This is a genomic window from Vibrio artabrorum, assembly GCF_024347295.1.
Taxonomy (GTDB): domain Bacteria; phylum Pseudomonadota; class Gammaproteobacteria; order Enterobacterales; family Vibrionaceae; genus Vibrio; species Vibrio artabrorum.
In genome coordinates this window covers 1,000,824-1,018,986 of record NZ_AP025459.1, presented here as the reverse complement: position 1 = coordinate 1,018,986, position 18,163 = coordinate 1,000,824, and the positions used below count along the sequence as shown (strand labels likewise).

Genomic DNA, 18,163 nt, shown 5'->3' with positions numbered 1-18,163 from the left:
TAACTTGGGATAAGAAAACAAGAAAGGCGCTGATTAGCGCCTTTGGATACTCTATTGTTTACTGATTCTGGATCAGTTGTTGTTTAACCACACATCTTGGTTTTGTGGAGCTTTCTTCTTCTTTTTCTTCTTGCCTGTACCAGCCGGTGGCGCAACAGGTTTTAGTGCTGCGATCAGTTCAGCTGTCGCTTCTTCATCCACTTCAAAGCCCTCAATTTGCTCACGTTCAAGACGAATTTTGTTCTTCTTCTCGATGATTTTGAAGTGATGGTAATCTTCGTGATCGATCAGAGATAACGCTAGACCAACCTCACCCGCACGACCACTTCGGCCAATACGGTGCATGTAGTCTGATGGGCTACGCGGTAAATCAAAGTTGATAACAACAGGAAGCTTTTCGATATCCAGACCACGTGCTGCGATGTCTGTCGCGATCAGAACATCAATCTCGCCAGATTTGAAATCTTCAAGGATACGAGTACGTGAACCTTGTCCTTTATCGCCGTGGAATACTTCTGCGATGATGCCGCGTTTGTAAAGCTTGTCTGCTAGGTGCTCACAGCTGTTCTTTGCGTTTACGAAGATCAGTGCTTGGCGCCATTCGTGTTGTTGAATCAGGTGCGCTAACAATGCAGTCTTACGGCCTTTTTCTACTTCGAATACACGTTGAACCAGAGTGCTTGCATTGGCACTTTGAAGTTGAACTTCAATAGGATCGTTCAGTAGTTCATGAGTCAGCGTTTGAACTTGCTCTGGAAACGTCGCAGAGAACAATAAGGTTTGTTTCTTGCTTGGCAATAACTTTAAGATCGCATCAAGTTCTTCGGTAAAACCTAGGCTTAGCATTCGGTCAGCTTCATCAAGTACTAACGTTTTTACTCTGTCTAGCTTGATTGCGTTACTAGAAATGAGATCAAGCAGACGACCCGGTGTTGCCACCAAGATATCAGTGCCGCCACGTAGCGCCTGCATCTGGGTGTTTATCGATACACCACCAAACACACAAACGGTTTTAATCGCACCATTGAAATGCACAGCGTAAGATTTAACGCTGTCAGCCACTTGCTTAGCAAGCTCACGAGTAGGAACCAAAATAAGGCCTGAGACAAAGTTGCCTTTGCCTGAACGGCGGTCTAGAGGCGCATCTTCATGGATCTGTTGTAATAGCGGTAATGCGAATGCTGCGGTTTTACCAGAACCGGTATTGGCGCCTGCAATTAAATCGCGTCCTGCTAACACACTTGGAATAACTTGCGCTTGGATAGGCGTTGGCTGTTGATATTCAAGCTCAGATAAACGAGCCATCAAAGGAGAGATTAAGCCAAGATCAGAGAAGTTGGTTGGTGTTGTGGTGTTAGTCATTAATTGCAGGAACTCAAAGCTAAAATAATAGCGCGCTATACTAACGTATTTCCGCGCTATTACGTAACTAAATCGCCCTTTTGCTTATCAAAAACATATTTGAATCGGACCCTCAGTAAGCAGCATTGAACAATGGTTTATGCCATCCGTTCATCACAGTTAAGAGAGGTTTCATTCGGTTGTTTAAGTGGCCGCTGACCTTACGCAATCGAAAGCCTATCATGCAGCGATTTTCTTTCAGATACAAAAACGCCAACTTCAAAAGCTGGCGTTTTTTTTAAATTCTATATTTCTTTATTCTTATGCATCGCGCTGAAATTAAAGGTTGATACCGATATCTCGTTGCATGTGACCTGATAGGTCGCTTGCGTAATTACTGCGTGGAGCGTTGTCTACGAATAGAATATCGAAAATGTGTGCAATCAGTCCTTTGAAGTTAACCGAGTAGGTCTTCTTATCCATAGAGTTAGGAACAGCGATAGTATTCATTTGCATTGCTTGAGCCATGATTGCCTCTCTATAAACTTGTTGATGTAATTCGTTTTGATGACAAGAATAATAGACGATCTTTTGCCGGTTAAAAAATGACTAAAATTGGATTGTCAGATTAGTTTTTCTTATGAAACAGGCCGTTAACAATATTGCCAAATATATATTCACGATCAATGATTACAAATTCATACCAGTGCTTAGTTCATGCATTTAGTACAAATAAACTTCAAATAACAATGGTTGATGTTACAAAATATTTACACAAATAAATTCCTCACTTCATCAACCACGTATTCACTATCGACTTTTAGATAAGTTATATTTGTTTTTGATTGACGGGTTCAGCGACTGGTTTTTCAGCATAAATCGACGCTATAACCGCCACCGTCATTGTGGAAATCAGCACAGCCAATGACCAATAAGTTGGGATAGCCCATTCACTGTCAACCAATAGCATTTTCACACCAATGAACACCATGATAAATGCCAGTGCAGGTTTCAAGTAGATGAACTTATCCATCATACCTTGCAGCACAAAATACAACGAACGAAGGCCAAGTAACGCAAACACGTTTGCAGCGAGGACCAAGAACGGTTCTTGTGTTACCGCAAAGATCGCAGGAATTGAGTCCAATGCAAACATCACGTCCATCACTGCTATCGCACCGATTACCAACATCATTGGAGTGAATGCCCATTTAGCCCCCTGTTTAACCAATAACGCAGGACCATGGAAATCCTCGGTTACCGGCATCACTTTACGAAGTAGCTTTTCAGGCAGTGCATTCACACTCTCCTCTTCGCCCTTATCTAACGCCAGTTTAATACCAGTACCAATCAAGAACGCCGCAAACACGTAAAGTACCCAGTGATATTCCGCTAATAGTTGCGCACCAAGTGCGATCATGATGGCACGAAGCACTAATGCGCCAATGACGCCCCAAAGAAGTGCGCGAGGTCTCAAGTGCTCAGGCACTTGGTATTGAGCAAAAATCATCGCAAAAACAAACAAGTTGTCCACGCTAAGGGATTTTTCCAGTAAGTAACCAGTAATAAATGACACCGTTGCTTTTTGCGCGGTGTAGTCACTGTTCGGCGCGTAAATATCCCAAAATAGGTAAATAGAGCCAGCAAACATAAACGCGAGTACAAACCAGAAAACACTCCAGATCGTCGCTTTCTTGATCGTGACGTTACCGCCACGTGTCTGATAGATGTCAATTGAGACGAGAACAATCGTCAGCAGGAAAAAACCTACATAAGTCGCCATGATTGGCGATGAAAAAAAGGATTCACTATTGGTGGTTAATAGAGATTGAGTTGAGTTCATTATTCCTCCGGGCGGAAGAACTGTACAAAGACCTTCCGCAAACAGAACATATCAAGTTCCACTGCGGATCTTGACTGCGATTGCGTTGGTCTCGTTGAAGTGAAATATGGGATTTCACCTTTACACACCGGATAGGTTTTTGGCCTAACGAGATGACGATATGTAAACTTGCGCTAACTACTCCCCAAACGCGTGGATAGTATTCCCGAATTTGGATTTCGTCTACATAAATCTGAACAAAAAAACAAAAAAGGAGCAAACTGCTCCTTTTTTCTTTATCACGATGTCACATGCATTAATCAACAGAACGCGAGCGACTCTACCATCCTTCGACAGCGTCTATAATCCGGCCGCAGGTACCCAGTATACCAACGCAGACCAAACCGACACCCAACCAACAACAGCGGCAGCGTCCAACCAATCTTTCTTATCCATGCTTTTCCTCCACAGGACGTTACCCACAGAACAAAGCATAAACAGTGCCAATTTCACAAACCTAAAATAGTAATATTCAGATGAATTTACTTAAAACACTCCATGCAATTCAACGGTTCATTGTGCTGCAGTGACTCAGGGTGATCTTGTAAAAATTCAATAAAGCAGTCCGCCATTGAGTCTGTAGTCACAGTTCCATCACCAATCATATCCAGAACGGCGTTATAGCCTTCCTTGCCCTTCATTGTATAGGCTGATGATGCCCCTCGATAAATTTTCTCACGAGACACTGCTTGCCAACCTGATGCTTCCGAGCGTATTTCTAGATGGTGAATACGGTGTCCTAAAGGGGCTTCTTTGTGATAGCAAAATCTCAAATTGTAGGTATAAGGAAAACTGCCAGAACCCGTGCCAACGACACCATTATCTAACGCATTATTAATTGCACCTTCAAGCATATCTGCAATCGTTTCACCTTTAACCTCATAAACACCAATGGGTACGGCAAACGGTAGTAATTTTCCGGCAATATCGGCAACTGAGACATCTCCACTGTTGAGAGAGTTCCTTACGCCTCCAGAGTTATGAATGGCAAATTCTACGTTGTGACCTTTCTTATTCATTCGATAATGAAAGGACTGAGCGACCAAAGGTGCGAGTTGGCTTGGTCCTTGTTCATCCGGAATGCGCACATGTCGGAGTTTCGTTTCTGCGTGGGCAATCACTTGTTGTTGAAGTTTCCTAACTCTAGGCTGATATTTATCGGTAAGAATACTTTGTAGTTCTGGATCTTTCTTACACACTGCAATATTTTGATGATTGTTTAAGAACTCACACGCCAAATCGTGGGCACCATCTTGACCGACTTCACTCAATTTGGCGTCTATAAACAGGCGGCGTCCCAGCAGCAGTTCATTTTTACCATTAAAGTGAGTAACCTTACCTGCAGAGTCAAATTCAATTTCACAGTGCCCCAAGCTCATTGCATGAAAACCCGCTTGGACGACGTATGTGTCGCCGACTTTAACACCATAGTCATCGTCTTTTACTAAGCCAATATCAGAGAAGTCACCTTGCAATCGATGACTATGCCCGCCAACAATCACACCGATGCCTGCTACGTTCGCTGCGAGGTCTAAATCGGCTTCGTAACCAAGGTGACTCAGCAGTACAACCTTATTGATGCCAGCGCGGTGAATTTGATCAATGGTCGCTTTTGCCGTTTCAAGTGCGTTTTCAAATGGTGTATCAATATCAGGATTTGCTATGCCCGCCATTTGGTCAATGCTTAAGCCAAATATTGCCACTTTTTCTCCGTCAAAATCTTTGGTGATGAACGAAGCGCTACGAGTTTCGGTCTGGTAAGACTTAACAAGGTGGTTATTCGATAAGGTATGAGCTTTATTGATATCCTCATTCGATAAATTCCAGTTACCCGCCAACAATGGAAATTGGATTCTCTTCGCGAAAATAGCAACCGGTTCATTGCCCATATCAAGCTCATGATTTCCGAGCGTCATAGCATCAATATTCAGTGCATTTAACAGGTCAGCATTGGCTCTTCCTTTAAATAGAGAAAAATACAAAGTCCCTTGGAAGCAGTCTCCTGCGTGCAGGAACAAGGTTCCGATCTTTTGACGTTGGGCATCTTGTTCTATTTGTTTAAAGCGTGTTGAAATTCGAGCAAAACCACCAGCACTGACATAAGGCTCTATGATATGGCCGTTCATTTTAATTGATAGCTGTAAAGAGGTGGGTTCAAAGTATGAATGAGTGTCATTGATGTGTGCCAACACTATTTTTGCTGGCTTATTCTTTTTAGTCATATTCTTTTCTCTCATTGTCCCTTCATACTAGGTTGAGAATCATGACAGAATCGTGAATTTTATGAAACTACACTGCAAAAAAATACTCAAGATAGATCAAAACGGTCTTTGTGCGCCGTATAACTAAACAACGTGTTTTGTGACAAGAGTGCATACTGGAAGTTAATTTTTCGATTATGATTAAAGATATCTGTTAGCTTTCAAATAATTAGCTGCGTCTTCCGTTAGGAGTAAGCTTATGCAACTAGAAAGAATCGAGATTTCTGGCTTTCGAGGTATTAAGCGTATGTCGCTCGCGTTTGATGAGCTAACCACGCTGATAGGTGAAAATACGTGGGGTAAGTCTTCATTATTGGACGCCCTTTCCGTCGTTCTGCCTTCAGACGGCGTGCCATATCACTTTGAAATGACCGATTTTCATGTCGATTACTCTGTTTCTCATACACAGTCTCAACATCTGCAAATTGTTCTCGCGTTAAAAGCCAACGATAAGAGTGAACTTAATGCGGGTCGTTATCGCAAACTCAAACCTATTTGGGTTCAAGATGAATTCGGAGTCTTCCGCATCTACTATCGAATCAGTGCGACATTAGAGCAGTACGAAACCACCACTCATTATGCATTTTTAGACATAGAGGGTAACCCGTTAAAACTGCATCATTCGCAAAAGCTTGCTCAAGAATTAATGACATTGCACCCAGTGATTCGCTTACGAGATGCTAGGCACTTCGAGCGTCCTTTTCACAATAAAACACCCAATAACGGAAACGGAAACGGAAATAATACGAGCAATGGCGCAAATGGTAATGGGCGTCAGGCTCGAATAGAGAAGCGTATTGATAATACCTGTCGTCGTTTAATGGCCATTCCTGGCCATGTTAACAAAGGTGAAATGCGCAGCAGTCTTGAGTCAATGCAAAGCCTTATTGAACATTACTTTTCTTTCAAAAGCACTTCTCGTCGTAACCCAAGAAAACAGAGAGATGGCTTACTTTATTCGGCTGGTGCAAATGACAAAAGCATTCATCAATTAGTCGAAGAGACCAAAAACAAACAAACTCGACTATTATTCATGGGGTTACTGAATGCCTATCTACAAGCCAAAGGGCCGAACGAATTAAGACGATGCGCGCGCCCTCTTTTGATCCTCGAAGATCCGGAAGGCCGATTACACCCAACCCACTTAGCCAGAGCATGGAGTTTGATGCAGAAATTACCGATGCAAAAAATTCTCACCACAAACAGTGGCGATCTCCTCGCGGCGGTACCGCTACAATCAATACGTCGATTAGTTCGTCACTCAGACAAAACCATCGCTAACCACCTCAATATGAACCATTTCAGTAAAGATGAGCTAAGACGAATCGGCTTTCATATTCGCTTCCATCGCTCTGGTGCTCTGTTTGCTCGCTGCTGGCTATTAGTGGAGGGAGAAACGGAAGTTTGGCTGTTTAATGAATTAGCGAACCAATGCGGTTATAACCTTGCAGCCGAAGGTGTTCAAATCATCGAGTTCGCGCAATCTGGGCTCAAAGCACTGATCAAGGTCGCACAAGAGTTTGGTATCGACTGGCATGTAGTCACCGATGGCGATGCCGCCGGTAAAAAGTACGCGGCAACCGTGTTGTCAAAGCTTGGCCATGATCAAGAACGTCATCGCTTGACCGAACTGCCTGAAAAAGACATCGAGCATTATCTATATATGAATGGGTTTGAGAGCTTTTTCCGAGACATGGTTAAGATCCCATACGATCACCCTATCCCGCCAAAGAAAGTCGTCGCCAAAGTATTGAAGAAACATGCAAAACCCGACCTTGCGCTCGCTATTGTTTCTCATTGTGAGGATCAAGGACAAGCCTGTATTCCGCTGTTGTTGAGATGGACACTAAAACGCGTAATTACCATGGCAAATGGCAATACCTAAACAGAATTTGTTTGATAGGGACTATCAGTTGGTCTGCTGATGAAATCTCTAACTTATTAGCGTCACTCAAACAAAAAGGCACACCGAGTGGTGTGCCTGTATAAAGTGATAGACCCATTCATGGGGGTTATCTGACAAGATTACACCGTAACCTTACCCTACAATCATGCTTTCTAACGCCGTTATCGAGCGCTTTAACTCACGAAGATGACCCATTATTGACTACGAACGGCATTTTACCTGTTTAGCATGTTGTGCAACCACTTCTGAAGATTGAGTCGATTTCTCGTGAAGCCATAGCCCCGTTGCTTTCATCAAGTATCCAAATACACCACCAAGCAGTAAAGATGGCACCACAAGTTGCCAATCACCACCTGCCGCAAACGTCGCACAACAACCAATGAAGGTTCCCGGGATATAACCTAACCACGCTTGTTTTGCTTGGATGCACATAAAAAAAGCCACAATAGCGGTAATCATATAGCCTAAAATCTCTAACCCCGCGAAGGTTGAGCTTTCGATAATCACCATCGCCCAGAATACGCCTGTCATATTCGTTAATAAGCTACCCGCTAACCCTTTCACACCGCCTGTTGGGGATGCGAAATAACTGGTGCAACCTAAGAAACCTGCCCATGACAATAGGCCAAAAGAGATAGCAATCCACCCCCATAGACCAGACAATATACCCGTTGTTAATGAAATCGCGACTAATGTACTCATACTCTTTCTAAAGCCGAATTATAGGAGTTTCTACAACCGGATTTAGCCTCACTTAAAATCAAGTAGGTATACTATGAGAAGCTCCCCTTTTTGATGAGGACCTGCATCACATTAACAATGTATGAGAATGCACATTTATCACAAAAAAGAGACTTAAATCACTAATTCAACAATAATCGTTATAATTACTTTGTCTATTTGGCGCTAAATAATAGAAGACTTACCTTTCATCATTCGCTTTCCCTCTCGCTTAAGACACTCAGCAAGTGGATTCTCTGCCATATCAGCACGCCAAATAAAGGTTAACGTTCTTTCCATTTCAAGATCAGGCACGTTCAACGTCACCAGTTGTCCTGACTCAACAAACGGTTCAACATCGAGATAAGGTAGGCACGTTAAATATGGGCCATTTGCAACCAAACTTCTTAGAACAGGGATGTGTTCATACTCTCGCCATACATCAAGATCGGCAATAAAATGATGAATAGAGCTATCAAAAACTTTGCGAGTCCCTGAACCATGTTCGCGCAATACCCATTTCGCTTGCTCTAATTGTGCCAAACTCACCCGTTCTCGCTTCGAAAACGGGTGATGTGCTGATGCCACGACCGTCAAATGGTCAGTACACCATACTTCTTGGTGAACACGATTGTCATCGCAGCGACCTTCGATAACACCCAAGTCATATTGATAATCTAATACGCCATCAATAACCGCTTGGGTACTTTGCACGCCAAGCGAGATCCGCATCTCTGGAAAGTCATTATCAATAATACTGATAAGGTCAGGAACGAGGTGTTCCGCAGGAGTTTGACTCGCCCCTAATTTAAGCTCACCACTCAATAAATGTTGCTCGTAGAAACCCATTTCAATTTGCTTAGCATCTTGCAGTAAACGCTTCGCTTTAGGCCTAAGCCACATGCCCCAATGAGTCAATGCCATTTGCTTGCCTTGCCTTTCGAATAAAGGCCTACCGAGCATTTTTTCCAGCTGTGCAAGCGACATACTTGTCGCCGACTGAGTCAGTGCCAACTTGTCTGCGGCGTGACTCACACTGCCTGAATCCGCTACTGCATCAAATACCGCGAGTTGTTTCAATGAATAACGCAAAATTCATCCTTAATTTTTAAATACTTAATGTCCGAATGCCGGTTTTTCTGTCACGACAAAGAGCGCTCAATTTCATTCTACTCTTAACAAAATCGATATCAATAAATCTGATGTAGTTTCTAAAAATTATCAATTTTACCTCTGTCTCATCACACCCTAATCTGAAATGGCAGGACACAACATACCCTGTCAAACATTAGGAATAACTCAATCATTAACACAAGGGATTAAACATGACCGATTGTTCAAGGGGCGGATATGACCATAAGTACTTCTAAAAATGATCAACTGTTCTCACCATCAGAAATGATGGCGCAAGCAGAGAAGTTCGCATTAAGCAAAGCACATAAAACCGACAGCATGATATTGAGCTTGGCAATCATGGCCGGTGCATTCATAGGACTCGCTTTTTTATTCTACATTACCGTTACCACGGGTAGTGCTAACACAGGATGGGGATTGAGCCGCTTAGCGGGCGGGCTTGCCTTTAGTATGGGTTTAATCTTGATTGTGATTTGCGGTGGAGAGTTATTCACCAGCTCAGTGCTATCAAGTATCTCATGGGCCAACAAGCAGATAACGTTCAACAAGATGATGTCTATCTGGGGCAAGGTCTATGTTGGTAACTTTATTGGTGCCATGTTCCTTTTGACTTTGGTCAGCGCTGCCGGCCTATATCAACTTGATGGCGGACAATGGGGGTTGAATGCTCTGAATATCGCTCAACACAAGCTTCACCATAGCCCTATTCAAGCTTTCGCTCTGGGTGTGCTTTGTAACTTATTGGTTTGTTTAGCGATCTGGCTAACCTTTAGTTCAGCAAATGCGATGACCAAAGCAATGATGACCGTATTGCCCGTAGCAATGTTTGTGAGTTCAGGATTTGAACACTGTGTGGCGAATATGTTCATGGTCCCACTAGGCATCACCATTCAAGCATTCGCACCAGAAAGTTTTTGGATGCAAATTGGCGCGACACCAGCCCAGTACGCAGACCTAAATATCATGAAATTTGTTACCGCAAACTTAATACCGGTGACAATCGGTAACATCGTAGGCGGCTCAGTATTGGTTGGCTTAGCCAATTGGAGCATTTACCGACGCCCACAACTTAAAGCAGCAAAAATTAACGCGATTACACAAACAACAGAAATTACGTCAGTTAAGGAAATCACTATGAATACAGCAACTACTATTAAGCACATCATGAATACTCAACCAATGACACTGAGCGTAGAAATGCCAACATCCGTTGCGATCGATTCACTTTTAAACGCGCAACTTGTTAGCGCTCCTGTCTGTGATATAGAAGGTCGTCTAGTGGGTATATTTTCTGTTCACGATGTAATGGTTGACCTTTGGTGCCAAGACTATATCCCGACGCAAGGTCAAAAAGTCGTCGATCTAATGAGCCGTGATGTTGTGGCTATCGATGTTAACGATAAGCTCGTCGATGTTGCTGAGTTCCTATGTATCGATAAAGAGCAGCTTTACCCAACAACAAGCATGGGGTTTGCAACTCGCCTAACGTCCCTTTCTCTAGAAGAGCGTGCTAAAGCGATGAAAGTAAGCCAACCACACATGCTGCCAGTGTTAGAAAATGGTGTGATGGTCGGGGTGCTGACTCGCATAGAAGTAATGCTGGCACTCCGTCCAATCTACGGTGACCGACTCAACGTGGTTCCTCAAGCTGAACTAGAAACGGCTTAAATAGCGACTGTTTACAAGGCAAGCGCTTCACTAGAAACAAAGTAACGAATCTTAGGTTGAACTGTAGTTCAATTAGATAACTCAGTCATGGCAACGTTGACTGGCTAGAGACAAATGGCGGCTTTTAACGTACTAAACGGTTTGACACAAAACAGACCTAAACGCGCTGCCATTGACCTCAATAAAAAAGGCGTAAAGTTTTCACTTTACGCCTTTCTCTCTTTCCAACTGTCGCTCTAGATATCGAATAAACGGTTTCATACATAAAAGCTTTCATATCTATTAATAATCGCGATAGCTGGGTTAGCCTGATGAGTAAGTTAAACAATAACTTCAGTAACCAACAACATTATCCCCTAATTGGTTACTTCTTTACGCCTTCAACGTGTAGATCCATATCGACATAGCTTGAAGCACCCATTACTGGAATGTTGAAATCAGCAAGTTCTAAACGAGTTGTACCAACGAAACCTGCACGCTCACCGCCCCATGGGTCTTGACCAGCACCGATGAATTCAGCTTCAATAACGATAGGCTTAGTGACACCGTGAAGTTTAAGGTCACCCATAACTTCAAGTTTGCCGTCGCCTTTATCAACCACTTTTGTACTGTTGAATGTCGCCTCTGAGAACTTACCAGCATCAATAAAGTCAGAACTGCGGATATGCTTATCACGTTCTGCGTGGTTTGAATCAAGACTCGTAGTATCAATTGTCACGTTTACTTTGGATGCTTCAACATTACTTTCGTCAAATGAGAAGTCACCAGAGAACGTGTTAAAACGGCCTTGAATAAAACTGTAACCTAGATGGCTAACTTTAAAGTTAACTGAAGCATGCGCACCTTTTGTATCAATCACGTAATCGGCGGCGTTCGTAGTGAAAGGCATTGCCATTGCAAATGCTAATCCTGTCGCGATAATTGACTTTTTCATTTTGAAGCTCCTATCATTTTTCGTAGCGTATCGTCTTTGTCGACAACGTGGTGTTTTATCGCCGCTAAGGCGTGCACTGATGCCATGATGATCAGTACCCAGGCAGCACAGTAGTGAACCGTCCCTGCAAGATCAGACTGGTTAGCAAACAGTTCACCCATGCTTGGAACAGTAAACCAATTGAAAACGTCGATCCCGCGGCCATCTGATGTCGAAATCAAATAACCAGAAATAAATAAAACCGCTAAGTTAAGGTACATAAAACCATGAACGATCTTCGCGGCTAAAACTTCGTAGCTTTTACCTTCCAGCTTAGGTGACGCGGTAACAACCTTCCAAAGAAAGCGAATAACGGTAACAGTAGCTAAAAGGATACCAACTGAACGATGATAGTCTGGTGCTGTTTTGTACCACTCACTGTAGTACGAGAGATCAACCATCCACAGGCCTACACCAAATAAGCCAAAAATCGCGAGTGCTGATGCCCAATGCATTATTCTTGCTAGAGGGTTATAATTTTTAACGTTGTTTTCCATGCCTCTCTTCCAAATGTTAACGATGAGTATCGGTTTGAAAATCGTGCTCTACACCAAATCTGTGTAACATATTATTTACCACGTTTTAGATTAGTTACATCATTTCAAATCAAACGAATTATTCAAATTTTTTGAACAAGTGATTTTTCAAACAAGTGTGCGTTGCCTCTAAATCTCAACAACCTGTTCGATCTCATAGAGCTCGTCTGAAATATCTAACATTTTACGTTCTATGACTGTTTGAGCATCTTCAATCCCTTTATTGTAGTAAACCGCACCAAATTTTTTACTTATGAAGTCAACCAAAAATTCTGTATCAAACTGACCAAGCTCAACATCGAGTTCATCTTGTAAGTACTTTTGAAGCGTATGTACAAGTTCAGACTTTTGTTTCGAATCCAATTGAATAGACATAAATGTTTCCTAATAATGAGTAAGTAAATCAACTGTTAGCGATAAATGGGGATTATGTTAACTTATTATAATTTAAGATAATTACGAATAGAGAGCTATTGTTATCGTTAAAAATGCGCTGTATTGCCTAATTTTGATAGAGGGATCAAGAACTCGCACTTTGACCATAGGTAATAACACAGCAATTACCGTACTATGGACTATCAACAAGATAACAACTGTGTATGAGGGACTTCATTGTTATTAGATCTAGTGATTCAAAGCGTCAGTCAGTTTCAAGAGGATTGTCTAAAACTCTGTGAACATCATTACCCTACAGTACACAATCAAGGGATCAGTGAGCACCACATCGGCAAAGCCTTCGCTCGGCGAATGGAACATACTTTTGTTAATTTCAATCATGTAAGTAGTGTCAGCCCACTTGAAATGCTTTCCTCCGGAGAAAACCCTCGACACTTCCGAATTTCGTCTGAAATAGGCACGGTTTGGGTGATCAGTCACCACATGGTCAGCGCTGGAAAAACATGTCGTAAAAAGTTGATGTTGGATATTCATAACTGGCAGCAAGAGTATGGGTTTGCAATCCAACCCAACGACCTTTTAATTATTGTTTCTGACCACTGGATAAGCCGAAGCAAAAACAGCGGCGAACTGTTGCACTGGTGGATGGGAGAACTCCCTGATGAAATAACAGAATACAGCCAACAGGGTATCACTCTAAGAGAGAGTGATTCTCAATTCGCGATTGATTTGAATAACAACTTCAAAATTAGCCCATGTTTCATTAAGTTTGGGCACCCTTTAAAACGTTCAGGAAATCAACAATTAGTTCGTAAATATCTACAGCTTTATGCCGTACTTCAATGGTAATAAAAGTAGCGATCAAATTTAGACCCGCACTCAAGATTTGTTAAACTAAATCAATATTTAATAAACGTTGCATGATCTCAGCTTTTAGTTTCATCATTGAATGTTGTTTACATATATACTCTTTAAAACCATAGTTTAATACCCGAGGTCAGATCAGAACCTTAACCCTACCCCCTCAGTTGCATAGGCATTCTAGCCTTATATTTACTCAAACGAATAAGATACAGGCCTCTCTCAGTACTCACAATTTGTTAACGTCGCAGTTGGCGACTTTACAATAAGTAATTAAAAATAGAACAAAATGTAAAAACACTGAGCACTTCGCATTGTGATTATGTGCCATTTGTTATGAATATATATTAAAAGAATTCACTCTATATTTTAATTAATTGACAAATTACCTACACCTGTCAATATTGTGACACATGTAACGTATTCTCCCGTTATAAGATTAAGCATTTTTATTGGCGACTATGATTTTATCTGACAGAAGTGAATTTAGTAATTGCATATCTATGGATTCTGATAGGCAATTTATTGCCCACTATCAAAACCTAACACTGAAAAGTGTTTATCAACCGATATTTGATCATTCTACAACCCAGGTCGGTGTGGAGGCTTTGGTTCGTATATCTAATCGTCAAGGTGAGGTTGTCCGTCCTGATCAATTTTTCCATTCAGACGAAACCTCCTACACAGATAAGGTCAATGTCGAAAGACTCAGTCGTGCGATACATATCCGTAATTTTGCACAATCAACGGTTCGGCATCTAGATTTATTTTTGAACGTTCTTCCTAACGTTGGCGAGTTGTTTGCGACAAAAAATGTCAGCGATGGCCTGTTAGCTAAACGGTTACTAGAGCTTAATCTTTCATGCCAACAGATCGTCATGGAGTTAGTCGAGTTGAATGCTATAAGTGAGGAACGATTAAAAAAGGCTGCCACGTCACTTGCCAAAAACGGATTCCAAATTGCAGTCGATGACTTTGGAACACAAGCATCAACAGAACACCGAGTTCGTTACATCAACCCAAACATTATCAAAATAGACCGATCCGTGATGCTCAACTTCGAGAATGGCGAGCACCTCGAAATGGAGAAAGCACTTGAACTTGCAAACCAAATTGGCGCAAAAACGGTCATAGAAGGCATTGAGACTCCCGAGCAACTCGCAGCGATGCAAAGTTTGGGCTTCGATATGTATCAAGGTTATCTATTGGCCATGCCAAAACCAGTTGACCTTGATCTGCGTTTGGTTATCTAGCCTCTCTTTCTATTATTCACTAGCGTCATCTCCTATTCACAATATAGTAGTCATAAAACATTCGGTTAATAGAGAGAATTGGCCTAACGATATTTTAATCCCTCCCCCCTTAGTAAACACTTTCCCCATATAATATGGAACATCACAGGTTCCGTTATTAAAGTCAGCAGCTAAATAAACCTTTCCCAAAATATATGGGACGCTTGATTCCATCGTTGTGAGTGAGCACATCACTGAGCATTTTTTTTAATGTCGAGACTCATCAGATTGACTGCCCGTCAGTACAATATTCTTATTTAAGTCCAAACAGTGTAGAATATATAAATCAAGTAAACGTACGAAATCAAGATGACGGTAAAAAAGCAAGGAAGAAGAAGCGCGAAAGACGCTGAAGAAACTCAAATTCAAATAATGGCTGTTGCAGCAGAACTGTTTTGCACTTCAGGCTATGAACGAGTGTCGTTACGTAATATCAGTGAAAAAGCGGGGGTATCTCATAGTCTTATCCGTCATCACTTTGGTAGTAAAGAGAAAATATGGCATGCAATAAGTGATTGCTTGCACAACTATTTTCAGTCTTACATTAGTAAAGTCATACAAGAATTACCAAAAGACGTCACGCCAAATATTTCAATCTACTTGTTTACTATGCATCTTTTTAGCAACATGATTCACTTTCGTCGACCGATACAACTCCTATCGGATTCTGTGCGTCAAGAAGATAACCTCGTTGATTATTTCATCAGTAATGGGGGGAGTCTTGAAGATGAAATCGGTAAGCTGGCAGATCAATACAATGATACCAATCCAGACAACATCGTTAATATTAATGAAATAAAGTGGCAAATGATCATGTATGCCAATGGAGCAACGTGCCTAACCCCGTTTATGGAAAGCACATGGAACGAAAATGAAAATGAAAATGAAACGGTAACGACACCTGAAGAAGCTCTAATGAAGCATTGGCAAATGTTTAATTCGCAAATGATCAGTCAATTTGGTGTTGAAGAAGAGTGGAAGCTTAACCCGATTAGCCTAGAAGAACTGATTTATGACGTACCTTGCAAATGGAAGTATAACCCTGAGCATAATGAATCTTGATAACACTTTTTCAGGTCCGAAGTTAGTTTAATATAAAAATGCTCCATGACAGAATTAACTGTCACGGAGTGTTTTTATATGTACTCATAATTAAACGGAGTTAAGCGTTAAAATCGCTTATTTTCGACGCGCTTTACCGCGATTTTGGTGGATTTTGAGCTTTGCCTTCATTTTGCGTTTTTCTGATGAACGACTCTTACTGCGGCCACCGCGATCGGGCGCGAGATCTTTTTCTAGGCTTGGTTCAAAGCCTTCTAGCCACTCTTGAGGCAAACGCGTATCAAGTAATCGCTCAATATCACCCAGTAGGTAAGCTTCATCCTGACTCATCAAAGAGATCGCTAAACCGCTGTTACCGGCACGACCCGTTCGTCCGATACGGTGAACGTAATCTTCCGCTTTGAATGGCATGTCATAGTTCACAACTTGTTCTAGCTGCTGAATATCGATACCACGGGCTGCTACGTCGGTTGCGATCAACGCGCGAACTTTGCCTGATTTGAAATCGTCCAATGCTTTTTGACGCGCACCCTGGCTCTTATCGCCATTGATTGATGCCGCTTTGATACCGTCTAACTTAAGCTCTTTAACAAGAGCATCTGTGCCCTGCTTCGTTTTCGTAAACACCAACACTTGTTGCCAATTCTTTGAGCCAATCAAATACGCCAATAATTCACTTTTACGCGATTTATCTACCGGGTAAACCATCTGGGTAACGGTCTCTGCTGTGCTGTTTTTTGGTGTTACTTGAATTTCACTTGGCTTTTGCATCATACGGTGTGCAATCGCTTTGATTTTGTTATCAAACGTCGCAGAGAAGAACAGGGTTTGACGCACTTCGTTCATGCGAGAAAGAATACGTTTGATGTCAGGCATGAAACCCATATCTAACATACGGTCTGCTTCATCCAGTACCAGCACTTCTGTTTGGCTCAACATGATGTTCCTAGTGAACATGTGATCGATAAGACGACCAGGCGTCGCGACAAGAATATCTGCACCACCGCGTAGGTTATCCGTTTGCACCTTCATGCTCACGCCGCCATAGGCCACCACGACTTTAATGTCGGTGCCCTTTGCGTAGCTAGTTACGTTATCGAAGACCTGTTGTGCCAATTCACGAGTTGGTACTAACACAAGCGCGCGAACGAGCTTAGGGTTCGGAATAACGTTGTCTTTCGTCTCGATTAATCTTTGAATAATCGGTAAACCAAACGCGGCCGTTTTACCGGTACCCGTTTGAGCACCAGCCAGTACATCTTTGCCTTCTAATACCAATGGAATCGCTTGCTCTTGAACACTGGTCGGAGCCGTAAAGTTAAGCTCAGACAGCGTGGCAAGAAGATGCTCAGATAATCCTAGTTGGTGAAAAGATTTTGTAGATTCAGACATAGTATGATGCTCAAAGATTAAATAGGCGCGGATTGTAGCAAACCTGCATTACGCTGTTTACCTTTCCTTTTGATTTTTCTTCATTTGAAGCGCATTAAACTGCTTCGCTTCTTCTAACACGTTGGGATAAAGCTCATCAAAGTGACACTGCAACGTGTCGTAGTGACGGTCGAGTTCATCATAACATGCCTCGAGCATACTGAGTTTGGGCCTTCTCAACGCCATTCGCTGCAATACCACCTCTATAGATGACATCTCTTGATAGCTCTCTAACCATCTATGCTCAGCCATTTTCTGATGAACCATAACGAAATTTTCTGGCCAGTGTGGCTCTTGATGTTCAAAGATCTGCTCATGGCTATCGAAACAAAAACGCTCTAATGTCTGCTGCGAGAACTGTGCCCAATGATTGGCTAAGCAGTGATCCCAAAAGACATCGAGTGCAATAGGCGCAAAGCGTCGTGTTTGGTCTGAGAAAAGCGATTTTGCAGAACGAGATACATCATGACCATCAGTATAGCTATCAACAAATCGATGAAGCCTAATACCGTCAGAAAGTGCATCAGAATAGCGTTTATTAGGATTGCCTTTAACAAAATCACCTAACAGGTTACCGGCTAAGTTGCTGTTACAGTGCTTGGCGATGTGAAGGTGTGCGAGAAAGTTCATTGAACCTCATTAAAGTATCGAGAACTAAGTAACAGAGTAAACGTACTCGTTTATCTTCGCGAACTTTAAT

16 protein-coding genes are annotated in these 18,163 nt (G+C 42.2%); 5 read left to right on the top strand and 11 right to left on the bottom strand.

All coding sequences use genetic code 11. The annotated features are described in order from the left end of the window. Window positions 1-72: 72 nt before the first annotated feature. The 4 genes from OCU36_RS18550 to OCU36_RS18535 form a co-directional block, all read right to left on the bottom strand. Window positions 73-1,362 carry a DEAD/DEAH box helicase gene (locus OCU36_RS18550; RefSeq protein ID WP_261839976.1) on the bottom strand — a complete coding sequence of 430 codons (1,290 nt, stop codon included), beginning with the start codon at window positions 1,360-1,362 and terminating at the stop codon, window positions 73-75. A 318-nt stretch (window positions 1,363-1,680) separates the two neighbouring features. Further along, window positions 1,681-1,869: a hypothetical protein gene (locus OCU36_RS18545; protein WP_261839975.1), complete on the bottom strand. Its 189-nt coding sequence runs from the start codon at window positions 1,867-1,869 to the stop codon at window positions 1,681-1,683. Between the two features lie 301 nt (window positions 1,870-2,170). After that, a complete protein-coding gene (locus OCU36_RS18540) occupies window positions 2,171-3,184 on the bottom strand; it encodes a TerC/Alx family metal homeostasis membrane protein (protein WP_261839974.1) in 1,014 nt (337 codons plus the stop codon). Window positions 3,185-3,705: 521 nt separating this feature from the next. After that, window positions 3,706-5,445: a bifunctional metallophosphatase/5'-nucleotidase gene (locus OCU36_RS18535; RefSeq protein ID WP_261839973.1), complete on the bottom strand. Its 1,740-nt coding sequence runs from the start codon at window positions 5,443-5,445 to the stop codon at window positions 3,706-3,708. A gap of 238 nt (window positions 5,446-5,683) precedes the next feature. On the opposite strand from OCU36_RS18535, the gene OCU36_RS18530 reads away from it, so the two are divergent. After that, the gene (locus tag OCU36_RS18530) at window positions 5,684-7,369 is read left to right on the top strand and encodes an ATP-dependent endonuclease (protein ID WP_261839972.1); all 1,686 of its coding nucleotides are present in this window, start codon (window positions 5,684-5,686) and stop codon (window positions 7,367-7,369) included. 222 nt (window positions 7,370-7,591) lie between these two features. On the opposite strand, the gene OCU36_RS18525 is transcribed toward OCU36_RS18530, so the two are convergent. Both OCU36_RS18525 and OCU36_RS18520 read right to left on the bottom strand, forming a co-directional pair. Further along, on the bottom strand, window positions 7,592-8,092 hold the full coding sequence (locus OCU36_RS18525; RefSeq protein ID WP_261839971.1) for a DUF1097 domain-containing protein: 501 nt from the start codon (window positions 8,090-8,092) through the stop codon (window positions 7,592-7,594). Between the two features lie 204 nt (window positions 8,093-8,296). Continuing rightward, window positions 8,297-9,202: a LysR substrate-binding domain-containing protein gene (locus OCU36_RS18520; RefSeq protein WP_261839970.1), complete on the bottom strand. Its 906-nt coding sequence runs from the start codon at window positions 9,200-9,202 to the stop codon at window positions 8,297-8,299. Window positions 9,203-9,460: 258 nt separating this feature from the next. On the opposite strand from OCU36_RS18520, the gene focA reads away from it, so the two are divergent. Next, a complete protein-coding gene (gene focA, locus OCU36_RS18515) occupies window positions 9,461-10,912 on the top strand; it encodes a formate transporter FocA (RefSeq protein ID WP_261839969.1) in 1,452 nt (483 codons plus the stop codon). Between the two features lie 364 nt (window positions 10,913-11,276). Here the strand turns inward: focA and OCU36_RS18510 are convergent, their stop codons facing one another. The 3 genes from OCU36_RS18510 to OCU36_RS18500 all read right to left on the bottom strand — a co-directional run bounded on the left by OCU36_RS18510 (window position 11,277) and on the right by OCU36_RS18500 (window position 12,796). Beyond that, the gene (locus OCU36_RS18510) at window positions 11,277-11,846 is read right to left on the bottom strand and encodes a YceI family protein (protein ID WP_261839968.1); all 570 of its coding nucleotides are present in this window, start codon (window positions 11,844-11,846) and stop codon (window positions 11,277-11,279) included. Next, window positions 11,843-12,382, bottom strand: a complete 540-nt coding sequence (locus OCU36_RS18505; protein WP_261839967.1) for a cytochrome b — start codon at window positions 12,380-12,382, stop codon at window positions 11,843-11,845. The genes OCU36_RS18510 and OCU36_RS18505 overlap by 4 nt, the downstream gene beginning before the upstream one ends. 168 nt (window positions 12,383-12,550) lie before the next feature. Beyond that, window positions 12,551-12,796: a DUF2164 domain-containing protein gene (locus OCU36_RS18500; RefSeq protein WP_261839966.1), complete on the bottom strand. Its 246-nt coding sequence runs from the start codon at window positions 12,794-12,796 to the stop codon at window positions 12,551-12,553. 237 nt (window positions 12,797-13,033) lie between these two features. On the opposite strand from OCU36_RS18500, the gene OCU36_RS18495 reads away from it, so the two are divergent. From OCU36_RS18495 to OCU36_RS18485, 3 genes are all read left to right on the top strand, one after another. After that, window positions 13,034-13,666, top strand: coding sequence for a hypothetical protein (locus OCU36_RS18495; protein WP_261839965.1), 633 nt, complete (start codon window positions 13,034-13,036; stop codon window positions 13,664-13,666). 473 nt (window positions 13,667-14,139) lie between these two features. Next, the gene (locus tag OCU36_RS18490) at window positions 14,140-14,931 is read left to right on the top strand and encodes an EAL domain-containing protein (RefSeq protein WP_261840747.1); all 792 of its coding nucleotides are present in this window, start codon (window positions 14,140-14,142) and stop codon (window positions 14,929-14,931) included. 348 nt (window positions 14,932-15,279) lie between these two features. Next, the gene (locus OCU36_RS18485; protein WP_261839964.1) at window positions 15,280-16,032 is read left to right on the top strand and encodes a TetR/AcrR family transcriptional regulator; all 753 of its coding nucleotides are present in this window, start codon (window positions 15,280-15,282) and stop codon (window positions 16,030-16,032) included. A 117-nt stretch (window positions 16,033-16,149) separates the two neighbouring features. Here OCU36_RS18485 and OCU36_RS18480 read toward each other — a convergent pair whose 3' ends face one another. Both OCU36_RS18480 and OCU36_RS18475 read right to left on the bottom strand, forming a co-directional pair. After that, window positions 16,150-17,424, bottom strand: a complete 1,275-nt coding sequence (locus tag OCU36_RS18480; RefSeq protein WP_261839963.1) for a DEAD/DEAH box helicase — start codon at window positions 17,422-17,424, stop codon at window positions 16,150-16,152. Between the two features lie 57 nt (window positions 17,425-17,481). Then, complete coding sequence (locus OCU36_RS18475; RefSeq protein ID WP_261839962.1) at window positions 17,482-18,093, bottom strand: acyl carrier protein phosphodiesterase; 612 nt, start codon at window positions 18,091-18,093, stop codon at window positions 17,482-17,484. Window positions 18,094-18,163 lie beyond the last annotated feature (70 nt).